Annotated in this window: 13 protein-coding genes, 1 pseudogene and 1 riboswitch; of the genes and pseudogenes, 5 read left to right on the top strand and 9 right to left on the bottom strand. The window is 34.5% G+C overall.

Translation table 11 applies throughout. The features are described from left to right. The 4 genes and pseudogenes from BD809_RS12485 to BD809_RS15640 all read right to left on the bottom strand — a co-directional run. A pseudogene (locus BD809_RS12485) lies at positions 1 to 1,685 on the bottom strand (hypothetical protein); the annotation flags it as partial. A 391-nt stretch (positions 1,686 to 2,076) separates the two neighbouring features. Next, positions 2,077 to 2,751: a response regulator gene (locus BD809_RS12480; protein ID WP_148783312.1), complete on the bottom strand. Its 675-nt coding sequence runs from the start codon at positions 2,749 to 2,751 to the stop codon at positions 2,077 to 2,079. Positions 2,752 to 2,836: 85 nt separating this feature from the next. Further along, positions 2,837 to 4,876, bottom strand: a complete 2,040-nt coding sequence (locus BD809_RS12475) for a tetratricopeptide repeat-containing sensor histidine kinase (protein ID WP_148783311.1) — start codon at positions 4,874 to 4,876, stop codon at positions 2,837 to 2,839. A 182-nt stretch (positions 4,877 to 5,058) separates the two neighbouring features. After that, positions 5,059 to 5,220, bottom strand: coding sequence for a hypothetical protein (locus BD809_RS15640; RefSeq protein ID WP_170251881.1), 162 nt, complete (start codon positions 5,218 to 5,220; stop codon positions 5,059 to 5,061). Between the two features lie 901 nt (positions 5,221 to 6,121). Between BD809_RS15640 and BD809_RS12470 the strand changes: the two genes are divergently transcribed. The 3 genes from BD809_RS12470 (at position 6,122) to purB (ending at position 8,822) form a co-directional block, all read left to right on the top strand. Beyond that, the gene (locus BD809_RS12470; protein WP_148783310.1) at positions 6,122 to 6,802 is read left to right on the top strand and encodes an SIR2 family NAD-dependent protein deacylase; all 681 of its coding nucleotides are present in this window, start codon (positions 6,122 to 6,124) and stop codon (positions 6,800 to 6,802) included. Between the two features lie 36 nt (positions 6,803 to 6,838). Beyond that, positions 6,839 to 7,378, top strand: coding sequence for an adenylosuccinate lyase (locus BD809_RS12465; protein WP_148783309.1), 540 nt, complete (start codon positions 6,839 to 6,841; stop codon positions 7,376 to 7,378). Between the two features lie 100 nt (positions 7,379 to 7,478). Then, positions 7,479 to 8,822, top strand: a complete 1,344-nt coding sequence (gene purB / locus BD809_RS12460) for an adenylosuccinate lyase (RefSeq protein ID WP_148783308.1) — start codon at positions 7,479 to 7,481, stop codon at positions 8,820 to 8,822. Between the two features lie 89 nt (positions 8,823 to 8,911). Here purB and BD809_RS12455 read toward each other — a convergent pair whose 3' ends face one another. The 4 genes from BD809_RS12455 to BD809_RS12440 are packed head-to-tail and all read right to left on the bottom strand — an operon-like array spanning position 8,912 to position 11,022. After that, entirely contained in the window at positions 8,912 to 9,442 is a 531-nt protein-coding gene (locus BD809_RS12455) for a DUF4252 domain-containing protein (RefSeq protein WP_148783307.1), read from the bottom strand. A 47-nt stretch (positions 9,443 to 9,489) separates the two neighbouring features. Then, on the bottom strand, positions 9,490 to 10,026 hold the full coding sequence (locus BD809_RS12450) for a DUF4252 domain-containing protein (protein ID WP_148783306.1): 537 nt from the start codon (positions 10,024 to 10,026) through the stop codon (positions 9,490 to 9,492). 47 nt (positions 10,027 to 10,073) lie between these two features. Further along, entirely contained in the window at positions 10,074 to 10,526 is a 453-nt protein-coding gene (locus BD809_RS12445; protein ID WP_148783305.1) for a hypothetical protein, read from the bottom strand. Further along, positions 10,513 to 11,022, bottom strand: coding sequence for an RNA polymerase sigma factor (locus tag BD809_RS12440; protein ID WP_148783304.1), 510 nt, complete (start codon positions 11,020 to 11,022; stop codon positions 10,513 to 10,515). Before BD809_RS12440 ends, BD809_RS12445 begins: the two co-directional genes overlap by 14 nt. 125 nt (positions 11,023 to 11,147) lie before the next feature. Between BD809_RS12440 and BD809_RS12435 the strand changes: the two genes are divergently transcribed. Both BD809_RS12435 and BD809_RS12430 read left to right on the top strand, forming a co-directional pair. Next, positions 11,148 to 12,533, top strand: coding sequence for a S41 family peptidase (locus tag BD809_RS12435; protein ID WP_148783303.1), 1,386 nt, complete (start codon positions 11,148 to 11,150; stop codon positions 12,531 to 12,533). A gap of 73 nt (positions 12,534 to 12,606) precedes the next feature. Beyond that, the gene (locus tag BD809_RS12430; protein WP_148783302.1) at positions 12,607 to 14,088 is read left to right on the top strand and encodes a S41 family peptidase; all 1,482 of its coding nucleotides are present in this window, start codon (positions 12,607 to 12,609) and stop codon (positions 14,086 to 14,088) included. Positions 14,089 to 14,174: 86 nt separating this feature from the next. Here the strand turns inward: BD809_RS12430 and BD809_RS12425 are convergent, their stop codons facing one another. After that, the gene (locus tag BD809_RS12425) at positions 14,175 to 16,127 is read right to left on the bottom strand and encodes a TonB-dependent receptor plug domain-containing protein (RefSeq protein ID WP_148783301.1); all 1,953 of its coding nucleotides are present in this window, start codon (positions 16,125 to 16,127) and stop codon (positions 14,175 to 14,177) included. 76 nt (positions 16,128 to 16,203) lie between these two features. Continuing rightward, a riboswitch (cobalamin riboswitch) is annotated at positions 16,204 to 16,468 on the bottom strand. Between the last annotated feature and the right edge of the window lie 50 nt (positions 16,469 to 16,518).

The raw sequence follows: 16,518 nt of genomic DNA, 5'->3' as shown, positions 1-16,518 counted from the left end.
CCATCATTATTGGCATCGGTACCACTCGGTGCAAGGTATCCTGCCGTTGTTTGAGCCTCCACATTATCTGGAATGCCATCGCCATCGGCATCTTGGTCAAGATGGTTAGGAACACTATCGTTATCAAAATCATACGCATCCGGTGTGCCATCATTATTAGCATCCGTATACACTGTATTAGTCCCATCACCGTTGGGTCCATTATTATCAAAAGTATCTTTTACATTTGGCAATCCATCACCATCTTCATCACCAAAAGGATCTAAGGTAGCTGCATATTCTTGTAAATCATAGATACCATCTCCATCATCATCTAAGTCTACATTATCAGCAATCGTATCGTTATCCAGATCTACCGGATCTCTAAAATCAACTTCGGGACCACCACCTGTGTTTGGCAGGGTGCTAGGGTTATTAATTGAACCATTAGGATCGGTATAATCACCTGTTTGATCAATTGCGTCATCTAAACCGTCGTTATCGGCATCACTATTCGTTAGGGTAATACCAGCTTCAAAGGTATCTGAAATCGCATCCTCATCAGCATCTAAATCTAAATAATCGGGAAAGGCATCGCCATCTATATTGATGGGTGACAAACCACCAGTATAATCCAAGTCTACTCCGTTACCATCAACAATACCACGGGGGGGAATATAGCCCGCAGTGGTTTGTGCCTCTACATTATCAGGAATTCCATCGCCATCAGAATCTAAATCTAAGTGGTTTGGCAGAGAATCTCCGTCCTGACTTGCTTCGTATACATCCGGTTGTCCATCACTATTGGCATCGGTATAATCGGTAGTAGAACCATCAGCATTAGCATCATAGGTTGCCACTCCATCACCTGAATTATCAATAACGTCTCTAAAGTTAGGCAAACCATCTCCATCAGCATCTCCGTTAGGATCATTACCTCCAGCTTCTACCACATCTAGGATTCCGTCGTTATCATCATCCAAATCAAAATTGTCGAAAATTCCATCGCCATCGGTATCTCCGGTACATACTGAGTATAAAACGGTAGTGATAGCATATTCACTTTCGTTGAGATCAAATTCTTTAACAAAACCCGGGTTTGCATAAATATCGAATTCGATTGAGCTAATGTCATTAAATTCAAACATCAAGTTACTTTCAGGTCCATTTGATTCAGCTTCTGTACCAGATGACAATAATTGTGGAGGCGTTGTATCAATATCAATATTGGTAGGTATATCAGTAGCCGTAAATCGCACATTATCACTACAATCTACCCCTACTGCTTCATTTTCGGGAGGTGTCCCCACAGATCCGGAAATACCATCAATATCATTAATCACAAAACGAAAATCATTTAATGGAATCGGTGTAACTCCATCTGCCTGCAAAAATGTTATTCGAATTCTCGAAGGTGCGGAAGTAATACTAGTATTTGGATTTGAATAGAAGAAATTATCAACCGCAGCACTATACCCAAATTCTCCATTACCTATTGTGGCATCTATTTTTTGAGCTCGAACAAAAGCAAGAGAAGGAATTGTTGGAGAACTTGCATTAAACAATACATTTAATGCATTACCGGAAGCAACACCATCTATCGAAACATTCTCAAAATTTTGAGCAATGGTATTATGTGAGGTAAAAGCTATAATTAAAAAGAAAAGAAGGCTTAACTTCTTACAACTATAAGTAAAGATTTTCATAGGCAATGGTTATGAGTAAAAAATTTTGTTCAATCACAAGGTGTAAAGATTACAAAATGTTCTTAAAGTTCATAAAAGGGAAAGAAAATATTAACATCCATTTGGATACAAAACCTCTTTCTTCGATGAAATGCACTACAAAGTATTTTGCTCTTATTAAAAAAAACAAAATACAACCGACATTTGAGCGTAATGAATCTTTACACAGTATACCGATACGAGTCAACAACTAATACATCAATAAAAATTATTGAAAAAACTCTAATAAGTATATACAAATAACGCATGAAACGCCAAACAACCTACCATCTTTCAAAATTCTTAACAAAAATTTACCATAGGTTCTATAACCTTAAAAAAAGCTAAATATATGTGGCGAGCGATCGAAATATTATATAAAACCTCGTTTTCTAGCTTCTTCTAATAATTTTTGATCATCAGCTTTAGCAATTGAAAACATTTCTTTAATCTGATTTTTACGTTTCTCTATAGCACTGAGAGATAAACTTACGTAGTTGGGGAGATTTTTGGTTTTAACACCTCGGGAGAGGTGATATAGAATTTTTAAATTTTTCTCATCAAGTGAAAAATTATTATTCATCATTTTTCTAAAGTGATTATTCACTGTAGCACTATAATAAGGAGTACCACTCACAATATTATTAAAAGCCAACAGTAACTCACTGGATGTTAAATCGCTTTTTATTAAAAAGCCTGATGGGTTTATATTTTTTAAAATATCGTGTATACGATGATCCTCTCGGTGCATGGTAAGAATTATAACCTTTGACTTAGGAAGTAGTTTTTTTGCATGTTTTGCTAAATCCTCTCCAGAAGTAATGGTTCCATCTGTTGAAGGTGGTAATTTAATATCTACAAAAAGCATATCATAAGGCGCTGATGATTTAGAAGACTCTACAATGAGTTCATATGCATCATCACAATTTGAAGCAATATCAATTGTGATAGCATATTCCTTTTGGTTCTCGCCCAAGAGCGTGTTTTTATAGCCTTCTATGATCATAGGATGATCATCAATCATAAGAACTTTAAGCTTCTTCTTCATTAGTAGTAATTGTGGTTAATTTCTTTTGTTTGTGAAAGAAAATTCTGATTAATTTTCTTAACTAAGATATGATTTTTTTTTATTTTTACACTGGAATATCCACTATGATTTTTGTCCCTGAATTTTTCGGACTTAAAAATTTGACCTCCCCATACATTTGCTTGACTCTGGAATTTATATTCTTTAATCCAATTCCCTTTTTCACTTTAGCATATTTAAAACCTACGCCATTATCAGAAACAACTAATTTAATAGAATTTTCTAAGTTTTTAAAACTTACTTCAATTTTTTCAGCATTCGCATGCTTAAAAATATTTTGAAGAGATTCCTGTATAATTCTATAAATATTCACTTTTTTAAAGTCATCAATATCTTCCCAATCAATATTCTCATCATTCGAGAGCGTAAAATCAATTTCATGAATTGCACATTGATCACTAATTAAGCTTTCGATCACATCAACATAGGCAACATCGGGTGAAAACGTTTCAGTTCCCAAATCATGAGAAATCAACCTGATTTCTCTCTCTATCGATTTTAATTCGTCTATATATTTAGTCCTATGTTCTGTAAAACCATCGTTAACCCGCTGGTTTATACCATCCAAACTCAAACGCACTCCGAACAACCGGCCCAGAACTCCATCATGTAACTCTTCGGACATTCTTTGTTGCTCCAGTTGCCGCCCTTCTTCTAACTTAACTTGTTGAGTTAAGAGCAATCGGTAAATTTCTTGATTGGACTCTTGTTGTTTTTGAGAAAATAACAATTCATTATTACTTTGACGTTGCCTAAAGATTATATACACCAAGAGAAAAAGTGCTGATAAACCGACTACGGTTATAATAAGGATTTCATTTTCCCTACTTATTTGTTCGTTTTTCTCTACAATTTCGTCCGTTTCAAATTTGACTCTAGCAAATTTATCACTACTGATTCGCTCTTGGTGCTGCAAACTATCGTTTAACTTTATATACTCGTGCGCATAATACAAAGCATCTGATGGCACCGCAATTTTACTTAATAAGTTTAAGGAATTAAGCAACTCCTTATTGTATCCAATGTCCTTGGCAAGTTTTTTTGCTACCAGCGCATATTTAACCGAACTACTATCTTGGTCTAATGAGGAAAAATACTCTGCTAGATGAAGATTATTGGTAATTAAACCTGGTTTATCATCAATACTATCTCGAATTTTTTTAGATTTTAGTAAGGAAGATAAAACTCCCTCATTTTTACCAGACAAAAACTTTGCATACGCTATATTGTCGATTAATAACGCTTTGGTCTTTGGCTTTTCGTCCAATATCTTGTCATAGGAATAGGCTTGCATATAGTAGTCAATTGCCTTATCATAGAGTTTTTGATTTTTGAATACCACTCCAATATTATTCAGTGCTTGAATTTCTCTAAACTTACCATTATCCATCTTTCTGGCGTACGTCAATGCATTCTGATAATTCTGAATTGCATCTTCGTAACGCCCCTGTTCTTTTGAAATTATACCTAAATTGTTATAGCAGGAGTATAAGTATAAAGGATTATCAACGGTCTTAAAGTGATCGATAGCCCGAATAATACTTGCCTCAGCTCCCACATAATCTTTAAAGTTTTTTTGAACAATCGCAAGGTTAAATAAAGTTGTCCCGTGATTTGTGCTATTGGGATTTTCTAAAGAATTGTAAATTTTTACTGCATTGTAGAAGTAATAAAATGAACTATCTAATTGGTCTCGATAGTTATAAAAAGACCCAATGTTAACGTAGGACTTTGCTATGCCTACCGAATCTTTAAGCTCTTTAGATAATTTTAACCCTTTTAAATTCTCTAGTTTAAAATTGTCGTATTCTCCTAAATAGTAATATGTTAATCCTATTCTAGTAAAATTACGTCGCTTTTGAGTATCATCAATTAATTTTGAATTCCAATAAGAAGCGCTATTTGCACTCGCTAAACGTTCATCGGCCGTAAGATCTCTATTATTTGCATTCTTCAAATATTTTGTCGTCATGAGTTCTGCCTTTGAGGAATCGTTCAGATTGTCGTAATCGTCTTTAGTTTTAGAACACGAAACTATTACAGCGAAAGCCAAAAGAATAAACCTAACCGGTAATTTTAAAATCATAAAAATTTCTTAAAGGGTTAAATTAATAAATAGATTTTAAATTAAAAGAGGTTAATCTGTATTTTATCAATTTTTATTAGAATTAAATCAAGTATCCCATAAAAAACAAGCTAATGATTTAGAAAAAAAACAAAAAAAAAGCAACGATCATATCGTTGCTTTCTTATAAAATTTTGATTTCTTTACTCTTCATCGGTAGGCGGTAGAATCTCACCTCCTGCATCTTCAGTAGCAAGAATTTCATTGACATCCAGACCGATTTCGTCGTTCACATTTTCTGATTCACAAGCTACAAATACAGTAGCTAATACTAACAACGCAAAAATAGTTTTAACAGCTTTCATACTTAAATTGGTTTAATTAATTTTTATCATACTACTTATATATATAAAATAATACATATATAATTTAGATCACTTATTTTTATTTATTATTATCTATGTTGAAGAACGACTATCAATGATCCCTGTTTTTCAGTTCGACTTCTCAAATGTACAACGTTTCTTTCAACTAACCAAATATGAGGGTTCATAATTAACTAGTTATCATGTTAAAAAGGTTGATTGCCGTTTTCAAAATACATCTAAAATTTTATTTGACAATTAGAAAATTCCCCGATATTATATCAAAACAAAAGATTACACTTATATAGTATACTATACACACGCTTCGAAAACCTGCAATTTTAATCGTTTCGATACTTACTTACATATACTTTCCTAAGTCTATATTCAGTTTAAGTGTAATTCAATTTTTAAAGAGTACATATGTTTCTCAAAATACCCAATTACTGAATTTCACATAACATATGTATATTATTATTTACATTTGAGACCTATGCTAGTATATTCCGATTTGTATCTATAATTATATATGAAAATTTATTGATTTACCATGAACATAGACTATTGAATTTTGCCTTATATAGAAAACAATATAAAGGATATAGCGCAAAAACCTTTGAGGTATAACCACATATTAATTACTTTAAAAAGTGATGCTTTTTGCTACAGTATATTCAAAACTACATCAATCCACAAAAGAATTAAAATAAGGCGTACTACTGCCCTTATTAATCCCGAAGTGTACTAGCTATATCGTTTTATGAAAAAACGCGTTTTAAGAACTTAAAACGTACTCAAAAAAAATTATTCAATAGATATAAATTAATCAAATACTCCGAATTATAATTAAAATCTATTAAATATAATTTATCTTTCGATATAAAATTAAATCCTATAAGGCATGAAAAATATAGTTATTCTATCTGGCGCTGGCATGAGTGCTGAAAGTGGTTTGAAAACTTTTAGAGATAGTAATGGTCTTTGGGAAGGGCACGATATTATGGAAGTCGCTTCTCCTATCGGCTGGAGAAATAGCCCTACTACCGTTTTGGATTTTTATAATCAGCGAAGAAAACAATTATTGAAGGTGAACCCTAATAAAGCTCATGCTGCTTTAGTTACGTTAGAGGATTTCTATAATGTATCTATCATTACGCAAAATGTAGATGATCTGCATGAACGCGCAGGGAGTACTCAGGTGCTTCATCTTCACGGCGAGTTATTAAAAGTTCGCAGTCAGTTTGATGAGAACCTGATTTTTGATTGGAAAAATGATTTAAATCTGGGTGATCTTTGTGAGCACAAATCACAGCTGCGTCCACATATCGTCTGGTTTGGTGAAGATGTTCCTCTATTTGACAAAGCTATTGAAATAACCAGAAAAGCTGATGTAGTATGTATAATCGGTACTTCTATGCAGGTCTACCCAGCAGCTAGTTTGATTGAATATGCAACAACAACAGAGATTTTCTATATTGACCCTAATCCCCAATACAGTTCGCACAAAAACATTAAAATAATCCCTAAAAAAGCCACCTTAGCGGTTCCTGACTTGGTTGATTTACTTATAAAAAACGCATAATTAATGCAACCTTAAAATTTAAATAAACGTTTCATAATGGATTTACATAGCGAATTAGAGCTGTTAGATCACTCTAAGCAAAAACGTGAAAAATTCTGTTTACTACTAAGAACAAAGACCATTTCAGTAGCAGAAGTTTTGGATGTCGCCGAAAAAATTAATTCTACCGTCTCTTACAAGGCACTATGGGGTCTCGAATTTATGTGTAGAGATTCTATTCAAAACCTACTGCCTCACTTGGATCGCTTCATAAATTTACTACCAAAAATTCATTTAGATTCAGGGGTAAGGCCTGCTGCCAAAATTTGTGAGTATCTTATTATTGAACATTATGAGAATAACAATATACATACGTTCTCTCTTGACAACCGCAAAGCCATTACATCCATTTGTTTTGATTGGCTGATTACAGACCAGAGAGTTGCCCCAAAAGCGTATAGTATGACGTGTTTACTGCACTTAGGCACCGAATTTAAATGGATACACCCAGAATTAAAAATCATTCTTGAGAATAATTATGTATCTCAAACTGCTGCATATAAAGCCAGAGCCCGTGAGATACTACAACGCTTATAACTTCTTTTATTCTGGTTTTCTTTAAGCTAAAGTTGTGTTCTACAAGGATATTCATTTATCTTTGCGTTTTTCAAAAAAAAAAATCAACACAACAACAACTATGTCAATCTCAGCATTAAAAGCTATATCACCCATCGATGGACGATATGCCTCAAAAACGAAAGCCTTAAGTTCTTATTTCAGTGAAGAAGCTTTAATTAAATACCGCATCTTAGTAGAAATAGAATATTTTATTGCGCTATGTGAACAACCGCTACCGCAACTTCAATCAGTTGACAAAAACTTATATTCAAAATTAAGAGCGGTGTATACCGATTTCTCTACCGAGGATGCCTTAGCCATTAAGGAGATAGAAAAAGTAACAAACCATGATGTTAAGGCGGTCGAATATTTTATCAAGGATAAATTTGATCTGTTAGGTTTACAGCAATACAAAGAATTTATTCATTTTGGTCTTACTTCTCAGGATATCAACAACACGGCTATCCCGTTAAGTATTAAAGAGGTTATGAATTCGGTTTACATTCCACAGTATACGGAGTTAGTCGAAGCTCTGAAAAAATTAGTGAACGAATGGGAGGATATACCCATGCTAGCACGAACACACGGACAGCCTGCTTCCCCTACTCGGTTAGGAAAAGAATTACAAGTCTATGTTACTCGCCTTGAGGCACAATTTGGCCTTCTTAAAGATATTCCAAGTGCTGCTAAGTTCGGTGGTGCTACAGGAAATTATAATGCTCATAAGGTAGCATATCCTTCTATAGACTGGAAAAAATTCGGAACACGGTTTGTTCAGGATACTTTGGGTTTGCATCACTCCTTCCCTACTACTCAAATTGAACATTACGATCACGTAGCTGCGCTTTTTGATGGTTTGAAGCGTATCAACACTATCATTTTGGATCTAGATAGAGATGTTTGGACGTATGTTTCTATGGATTACTTCAAACAAAAGATAAAAAAAGGCGAAGTAGGATCGTCAGCGATGCCACATAAGGTAAATCCTATTGATTTTGAAAACAGTGAAGGTAATATTGGGATTGCTAATGCGCTATTCGAACATTTATCTGCTAAATTACCTGTTAGTCGATTACAACGAGACTTAACGGATAGCACTGTTTTGCGGAATATCGGTGTTCCCTTTGGACATACGCTTATTGCCTTTCAGGCAACCATTAAAGGTTTAAATAAACTTTTATTAAACGAAGAAAAATTTGCTAAAGATCTTGAAGCTAATTGGGCTGTGGTTGCCGAAGCTATACAGACTATTTTGAGAAGAGAAGGCTATCCAAATCCTTATGAAGCTTTGAAAGGTCTGACTCGTACGAATGACATAATCAATCAAAAGTCCATTCATAATTTTATTGATACTTTAGAGGTATCCATTGAAATTAAGGATGAATTAAAACAAATTACACCATCTAATTATACAGGGATATAGTATATCCATTCATTGCTATAAAAAAGTGCGACATTCGTTTGATGTCGCACTTTATTTTAATAAAAATCTAATAAATTTGTTCAGAAAAATTACTTCAAGAATTTAGCTATTGCATTTAAGCCAGCCATATCCATCTTACCGCTTTCAACAGATTTCACCAATTTTGCGATTTTTTCAGGCTTAATATCATCTCCAAGTACGCGAACAATTGCCAGGCCTTTCTTTTGATCGCTGGCAAAAATTACCACCTCATCGATCCTATCCTCATCCCCGACATATTTTAGCTCCACCGTAGCTCCATCAGAACCGAATCGCATCAAAGTTTCATATTGCTCCGATTTTAAAATGCTCAGTATGGTTTGCTTTTCTGTTTCGTATTTAGCCTCAGTCCCTTCTTTATAAGGTAATGCTAGTACATTAACTTTTTTTATACTACTCAAAGCTTCCTGCTCTTCTGCTCCCAGCTCAATCTCTTTGGAGTTAAGTAAACTTGAAGGGATATCCACTGATATAAAATCTGAATCCTCTTGATGATCTACAAAATAAGTCTGAAGTGATTGTGAATTCTGACATCCAACTAGAAGCAACGCTACCAGTATTGTATTTATGATACTTTTCATTTCTGTTGTTTTTTGATTGATTATGAATGACTCTGTTACTTAGAAAACTATTTATTCTTTTTTTCTACATTTTTCAATTCTTTTCCTCCAGGTATGTTTAAATCATCAGCAAGTTTGGAGACTTGTCTAAGATCTATATTACCGGTAATTGTTAGAATTACAGTTCCAGGACCGTTTTTCTCTGTTCCTCCTTCTAAGAACATAAATAACTCACTCACATAATTTTCATCTTTTCCGGGTTTTGAGTAAAACTTGATGTTCTTACCATCACTGTTTACACGCATCAATTCATCTAGGGTTGCAGTTTTTAGGTATGCATTAACGTCTGCTTTCATTTTTTTGCCAATAGACTGATTCTCGGTTGCAAACACCTTAATGTTTTTAATATTTTCTACCAGATTTATATATTGCTGTGTCTCTTGATCACTGCTCTCAAAGTCTATTTTACTAAGCAGTTTAAACATTTTACTTGTCATGACCATAGAGGACACTTCTTTCATATTCTCATATTTATCAAAATTGCTTTGAGCATTTGAGATTGATGTAATCATAACTACTGCTATTAAAAGGGCTAACTTCTTCATAATTATTGTATTATAAATTTGTTTATTATTAAATTCTACTTCTCTTATTATTTTATAAATTTCTCTTTAGTTTTTTCAATTTCGTTTAAGTACACTAAGTCATCTGTTCCCTCATTCATGTATTTTGAAACTAACTGAAGTACTTCTTTAGTTTTTTGTAATGCAATGTGAGGATCCTCATAGGTGCCCAAATCATTTTGATTTGTCGTCTCCGGATTGAAAATAAAGATTCCTGCCAATAATGCTATGGAAGCCGCTATTGCTAAACCGGCATAACGCAAACGTAAGGGTTCTGCCTTTGTATTAGTCTCGAGATTATCCTTGACAACAGACGTATCCTTTTGAGCATACTCAAAATATGCAAACAATCTCTTATACTGTTCCAATTCTGGTGCCACATCGTTGCCAGAAAAATACTTCCGTAAAATCTTTTCATCGTCAACCGTAGATTCACCTTCGAAGTAAACGGTTAGTAATTCCTTAATTTTATACAATTCCATAGTTTTGTTTTTTTATCAATTCTTCTCTTAGCACCTTTCTTCCTCGAGACAGTGCAACTCTCACCGCATTTTCATTCATTGTCAACATCGCCGCTACCTCTGAGGTGTCAAATTGCTCAATATCCCTCAATTGTATCACCAATCGTTGCTGTTCAGGTAAAGTATTGATGATCTTATGGACCCACTCCATACTATTCTTTGCCTCAATCTGATGCTGCAAAGATGTGTGCTCATCGGTATAATTAGCGTGTTCAATTTTGACATTTCCAGATGATTTAGCCTTTAGCTTATCGTAACAATAATTTTTTGTCATGGTTATTGCTAAAGCTTCCGGACTTTTATATTTTGCTATTGTTTTTTTTCGTTTCCATAATTTCAATAGCACTTCCTGAAGGGCATCTTCGGCCTCTTCGTTACTAATTAACAATCGCTTTGCAACACGATAAAGCTTATCGCTAAAACTATTTGTTAATTTTAAAAAAACTTCTTCTTTCATGATTGGTTGGTGATTATAAAGTTGTCAGCTTTATACTAGGGAGACGACTAACTATCTAATTTATTACAATCTTTTTGAAAATAATAATAAACGCTTACTTTTAAAGCATATTAATAATCGTAATTATGAAAGTATTAAAATTTATACTACCAATTATTACAGTGGCTTTGCTCTTTCAATCGTGTTTTAAAGATCAAGATGATGAGATTCAGGATGCTTCTGTAACAAGCATAAATGATTTTATTTGGAAAGGTATGAATACCTTTTATCTCTACAAATCTGAAATTCCCGAATTAGGCAATTCTTTTTTTACCTCAAATAATCAATACAATACCTATCTAGAGGGTTTTGCAACTCCGGAGCTTCTTTTTGAATCACTTCGTGCTCCTGTTGATGAATTCAGTTTTTTGGTTGATGATTATATCGCCCTGGAGCAAGCTTTTGACGGTATCACCATGAACAACGGAATGGAGTTTGGTTTAAAACTGTACCCTAACAGTGATACGAATGTTTTCGGTTATGTTCGTTATGTGCTACCGGGAACCGATGCCGAGAGTAAAGGTATAAAACGCGGAGATATATTTAACACAATTAATGGAACACAACTGACGGTATCTAATTTCAGAGAACTAATAAATTTAGATAGTTACACTATTGGACTGGCAAATTTTGATGGAACTACAATTACACCTACGGGAAAAACTACTACGCTAGTTAAAATTCAATATACAGAAAATCCTGTGCACATCGTTAAAACTATTGATCTCAACGGAACAAAAGTAGGCTATCTCTTCTACAACGGATTTACTGGTGATTTTGATACCCAGCTTAATGAAGCTTTCGCAAAGTTTAAGGCAGATGGAGTCACCGAACTAGTTTTAGATTTACGATACAATGGAGGCGGATCCGTAACTACCGCCATTGATTTATCCAGTATGATTACTGGTCAATTTAACGGAGAGGTTTTCACTACAGAGGAGTGGAATGAGGATAGACAAGCGGATTTTGGAAGTACTAACTTGTTTGATACCAAAATCAGGACCGGGGCACCAATAAATTCACTAAATCTTTCTAAAGTATATGTACTAACCACACGTAGTTCTGCCTCGGCAAGCGAGTTAGTAATTAACGGACTCGATCCATACATTAGCGTACGAACGATTGGCACAACTACGAGAGGTAAATTTCAAGCTTCTATCACACTCTATGATTCTGAAAATTTTTCAAGACAAGGAGCCAGTCCTAATCATACCTATGCGATACAACCGTTAGTCTTAAAATCTGTGAATTCTGTAGGTTTTACAGATTACTTTCAGGGGTTTTCTCCCGACATTGAGGTGACCGAAGATTATTCCAACCTTGGTACGTTAGGAGATCCCAATGAACGATTGTTACAAACCGCTTTAAATAATATTCAGGGAGCAAAAATCTCTTATCAAAATACCTACCTAAAAACTGTCGGCGAAAGTAAGATGACCTCCCCTACCTATCATAGAATGTATAAAGATTAACAACGTTAAAGATTAAATATCCACTCGACAATTAAAATAATATCGTATTTTTAGCAAAAAATTAACAAATAGCATGAATATTTTAAAGTTATCACTTAGTGTAATAAGTTTAGCTGCCATAGTTGCATGTTCAACCGATGATACTATTACACAAAATAATCAACAACCTACGTCTGATGTCACCAATAAGGATCAAGGCCTGGATCAGTTCATATGGAACGGTATGAACCAAGTATATCTGTATAAAGAGGATGTTCCTAAATTAGCCAACGATGCATTTGCTAATACTACCGAGCTTAATAAATTTCTCGCCACTTTTATTTCACCGGAAGAGCTTTATGCAAATTTACAATCAGAGCAAGATCGATTTAGCTTTCTTACTGATAATTATGTACAACTTGAACAATCATTTAGCGGTGTATCTAAAAGTAACGGAATGGATTTTTCCTTAGCATTGGTAAGCCAAGGTTCTAATGATGTGATTGGATTTGTACGCTATGTGCTTCCCGGTACAGATGCTGAAGCTAAAGGTGTAAAGAGAGGTGATGTTTTTAATACTATTAATGGCGAAAAGTTAACTAGATCGTCGGATTTTAATACGCTATTCGGTCAAACCACCTATACCATTGGTTTAGCATTCGTAGACAGCGATGGTAATGTAACTTCACGTAATCAAGAAATTAGCTTAACGCAATCAGAATATACGGAAAACCCTGTATATATTAGTAAAGTGATCGAATATCAAGGTCAAAAGATCGGATACCTTATGTATAATAGTTTTGTTGGCGATTTTGACGCGCAATTGAATACTGCGTTTGGCGATCTAAAAGCTGCCGGAATCAATGATTTAATATTGGATTTGAGATATAATGGAGGTGGTTCTGTAAGAACAGCGATCGATTTATCTGCGATGATCACAGGACAATTCACCGGAGATATTTTTTCTAAAGAAATCTGGAATAAAGAATTACAAGCTGCATTTAATGCTCAAGATCCTGAGCGATTAATCAATCGTTTTAGAGATACGATTCGAACGGGAGCTCCAATAAATTCATTGAACTTATCGAGAGTTTACATATTGACTACAGATCGTAGTGCATCGGCAAGTGAATTGGTAATCAATGGTCTAGACCCATATATTGAAACAAAGAAAATCGGAGACACTACTACCGGTAAATTTCAAGCTTCTATCACACTCTATGATTCAGATAATTTTGGAAGAGAAGGAGCTAGTACAGAACATACCTATGCAATTCAGCCGTTAGTCTTAAAATCGGCTAATAAAGTCGGCAAAACTGATTTTGTAAATGGTTTAGCTCCAGATGTTAATTTCAGAGAAAAAATAAGTAATCTTGGGATTTTAGGAGAACCTACTGAACCATTCTTAAATGCTGCTTTAGAGTATATTGTCAATGGTGTGCTCCCGGCAGATCCAAATGCAAAACGCAAAAATGGTTTTATCGAAGAAATGGAAATCTTAGGAGAAAGCAACATGTTTAATCCTACCTACCAACGTATGTATATTGATCATGATAAAGTTGATTTCATACGATAACTAAAACCATATATCCACAAAAAACCAAAGCCTTCTACATACATAGAAGGCTTTTTTTGGTGTAATGTATTTGATTCGTTGGCTATTTAAAAACTCAAACTAAATCCAATTTTAGCATTTCTGCCACGGGTGCTGTATCCAAAAGATTCTTGAAAATCTTCATTGGTTATATTGGAAACACTCGCAAATACATTCATGTTGGATAAAAGTTTATGATTGATATAAAAATCAAGCAACCCAAAACCTTCTAAAGTCACATCCTCTACTTCAAAGGTAGTTGCGTTATAAAAACTATCTTCCCGATCATCATTATATCGGTACGATAAAGACGCAAAGGTTGTCTTATTTAATTGATATCCCGTAGTTACGTTAAACATTATCTCAGGAATGCGGATTTGAGATAACTCTTCATCTATCTTCGTATACGTAAAGTTTCCGGAGAGCTGCAATTTATCGTCTAACAGTTGTGTATTCATTTCTACCTCTATTCCTGAAGTAGTGAAATCCTCTGCCACATTTTGGTATTGGTATACAAAACTGCCAAGATCTACAAAATCCACAAAATTTTTCTCGTCTCTTCTAAAATACACCGTACTTATTCGCGTCTTTTTATTCAAAAAGAGTTCTAAACCTCCTTCTATCGTAGTATTCTCTTCTGGCTCCAAGTCTAAATTACCGTAGAGTGGAGAGTATAGCTGAAAAAGTGACGGAGTTATATAAGCAGTACTATAAGAGGCTAATCCTTTTATATAATTATCTCCAAACTCAAAGGTATATGAAGGATTCATGGAATATACCAAATGTGTACCATACTCACTATGAGTATTTAAGCGAGCTCCGGCGTTGATATTTAATCCTATTTTTGAAGCGTAGACAATATTAAAATAAGGATCCACAATATCAAAATCTGCTTGATTGTCATCAATATCCCTATTTAAAGGTAAATCTCGACCAAATGCACTGTATCCATTGTAATCACTATACGCCCCATTGACCCCCAGTATCGTATAGAATGAATCTTTAAAGCGATATTTATTATAAGCATCAAAAGTATATAATCTACTCTCTGATCTTGAAGCATAGGTATCCGTTTCAAAATCTCTATCCAACAAAGCATAGCTATCTGTAAAGATAAAACTACCTTTAGTATACTTATATTCCCAGTAACTGCCGGCTCGTAATTGTTCATTGGACGCATTATTATTGCCATCTACACGAGCACCGTCATCATAACTACTGTCAAAAAAGTCCATAGCACCGAAAAAATGAAACTTAAAGCGATCATTAACTTTATAACCGGCTTTAGTATACACGTTGTACTTATTGAAAAAATCCTTTTCAAACGTTTCTGAAGAGTCATCCGGGGACTCTGCCGCTGACAACCCATCTGCATATTGATTGCCAAAACTCGCGAGATAAGAAAACTTACCCAAAGTTCCATTTACAGAAGCCGAATTCACAAATTCCTGAATGTCGTAATCTTGGTCTTCCTGTGACTGATTTGAGCCAATACTAGACTCAAAATTTGCAGCAATTTTGTCTTTGCTTTCTTTTTTTAAGGTAATATTAATTACTGCAGTGGCCGCCCCTGATCCATAAAGCGTACTCGACGATCCTTTTAAAACTTCAATACTCTCTATTTGATTAACAGACAACAACCGCAAATCAAATTCTCCATTTATTTTTGAGGGATCATTAACCGTTACACCATTAATACGAATAACAACTTGACGGTTACGTCCTCCTCGTACATAGGTATTAATAACTTCTCCTGCCGCATTATTAGAACCGTTCATATAGATTCCGGCAACTCGATTGAGCACGGTTGCAACAGATTGCCCCTGACTTTTTTCTAGTTCCTGCGCTGTAATCTTAGTAATTACCTTACCGCTTTGTTCTCTCTTTAAATCAAATTTTGAATCTGAAACAACAACTTCTTCTAATTCATTAATAGGTTGTTGTGATGTTGTTTCCTGACTGGTAATTAGTTGAGCCGCCCATATACAAAGTGCGGTCCCAAGCATAGTTTTTTTGTTCATTACTATAAAAACTTAGTTTATTAAAACCGGAAAAAAGTATGTAGTCTCCCCATACCCAAACCTTTATCCCGAAAGTTTGATACTCGTGAACATGGCAGGTCTCCTGGCTTGCGTCTTATTGTCTACCTTCCCGCCTAGTATTGAGATTTAATTCTCAAAATGAAGCAGTGGTTTTAGCAGATTTGACAATAAACACTATCATCCACACGATGATAGCTGAGCTTACAGTTGCGGGAACAGCTTAGGATTTCTATGAGTTTTTAAACTGTACAGTCACCTAATTCCCTTTTAATCTTGGGCACTATACCTCGTGCCTTCGAACCAAAATTCTGGGCGAAAGTAAAACTATTTCTTTAAAAAACAAGAACTGATTCCTTTATAAATTGATAAT

It is taken from the genome of Aquimarina intermedia, assembly GCF_008124785.1.
In the GTDB taxonomy this organism is placed as follows: domain Bacteria; phylum Bacteroidota; class Bacteroidia; order Flavobacteriales; family Flavobacteriaceae; genus Aquimarina; species Aquimarina intermedia.
The sequence above is the reverse complement of the archived record's forward strand: the minus strand, read 5'-3'. Positions and strand labels throughout refer to the sequence as shown.

Excerpts from the sequence above, each read along its gene's own strand:
- BD809_RS12480 (WP_148783312.1), bottom strand. The coding sequence starts at position 2,751 with ATGAAGAAGAAGCTTAAAGTTCTTATGATTGATGATCATCCTATGATC.
- BD809_RS12475 (WP_148783311.1), bottom strand. The coding sequence starts at position 4,876 with ATGATTTTAAAATTACCGGTTAGGTTTATTCTTTTGGCTTTCGCTGTA.
- BD809_RS15640 (WP_170251881.1), bottom strand. The coding sequence starts at position 5,220 with ATGAAAGCTGTTAAAACTATTTTTGCGTTGTTAGTATTAGCTACTGTA.
- BD809_RS12470 (WP_148783310.1), top strand. The coding sequence starts at position 6,122 with ATGAAAAATATAGTTATTCTATCTGGCGCTGGCATGAGTGCTGAAAGT.
- BD809_RS12465 (WP_148783309.1), top strand. The coding sequence starts at position 6,839 with ATGGATTTACATAGCGAATTAGAGCTGTTAGATCACTCTAAGCAAAAA.
- purB (WP_148783308.1), top strand. The coding sequence starts at position 7,479 with ATGTCAATCTCAGCATTAAAAGCTATATCACCCATCGATGGACGATAT.
- BD809_RS12455 (WP_148783307.1), bottom strand. The coding sequence starts at position 9,442 with ATGAAAAGTATCATAAATACAATACTGGTAGCGTTGCTTCTAGTTGGA.
- BD809_RS12450 (WP_148783306.1), bottom strand. The coding sequence starts at position 10,026 with ATGAAGAAGTTAGCCCTTTTAATAGCAGTAGTTATGATTACATCAATC.
- BD809_RS12445 (WP_148783305.1), bottom strand. The coding sequence starts at position 10,526 with ATGGAATTGTATAAAATTAAGGAATTACTAACCGTTTACTTCGAAGGT.
- BD809_RS12440 (WP_148783304.1), bottom strand. The coding sequence starts at position 11,022 with ATGAAAGAAGAAGTTTTTTTAAAATTAACAAATAGTTTTAGCGATAAG.
- BD809_RS12435 (WP_148783303.1), top strand. The coding sequence starts at position 11,148 with ATGAAAGTATTAAAATTTATACTACCAATTATTACAGTGGCTTTGCTC.
- BD809_RS12430 (WP_148783302.1), top strand. The coding sequence starts at position 12,607 with ATGAATATTTTAAAGTTATCACTTAGTGTAATAAGTTTAGCTGCCATA.
- BD809_RS12425 (WP_148783301.1), bottom strand. The coding sequence starts at position 16,127 with ATGAACAAAAAAACTATGCTTGGGACCGCACTTTGTATATGGGCGGCT.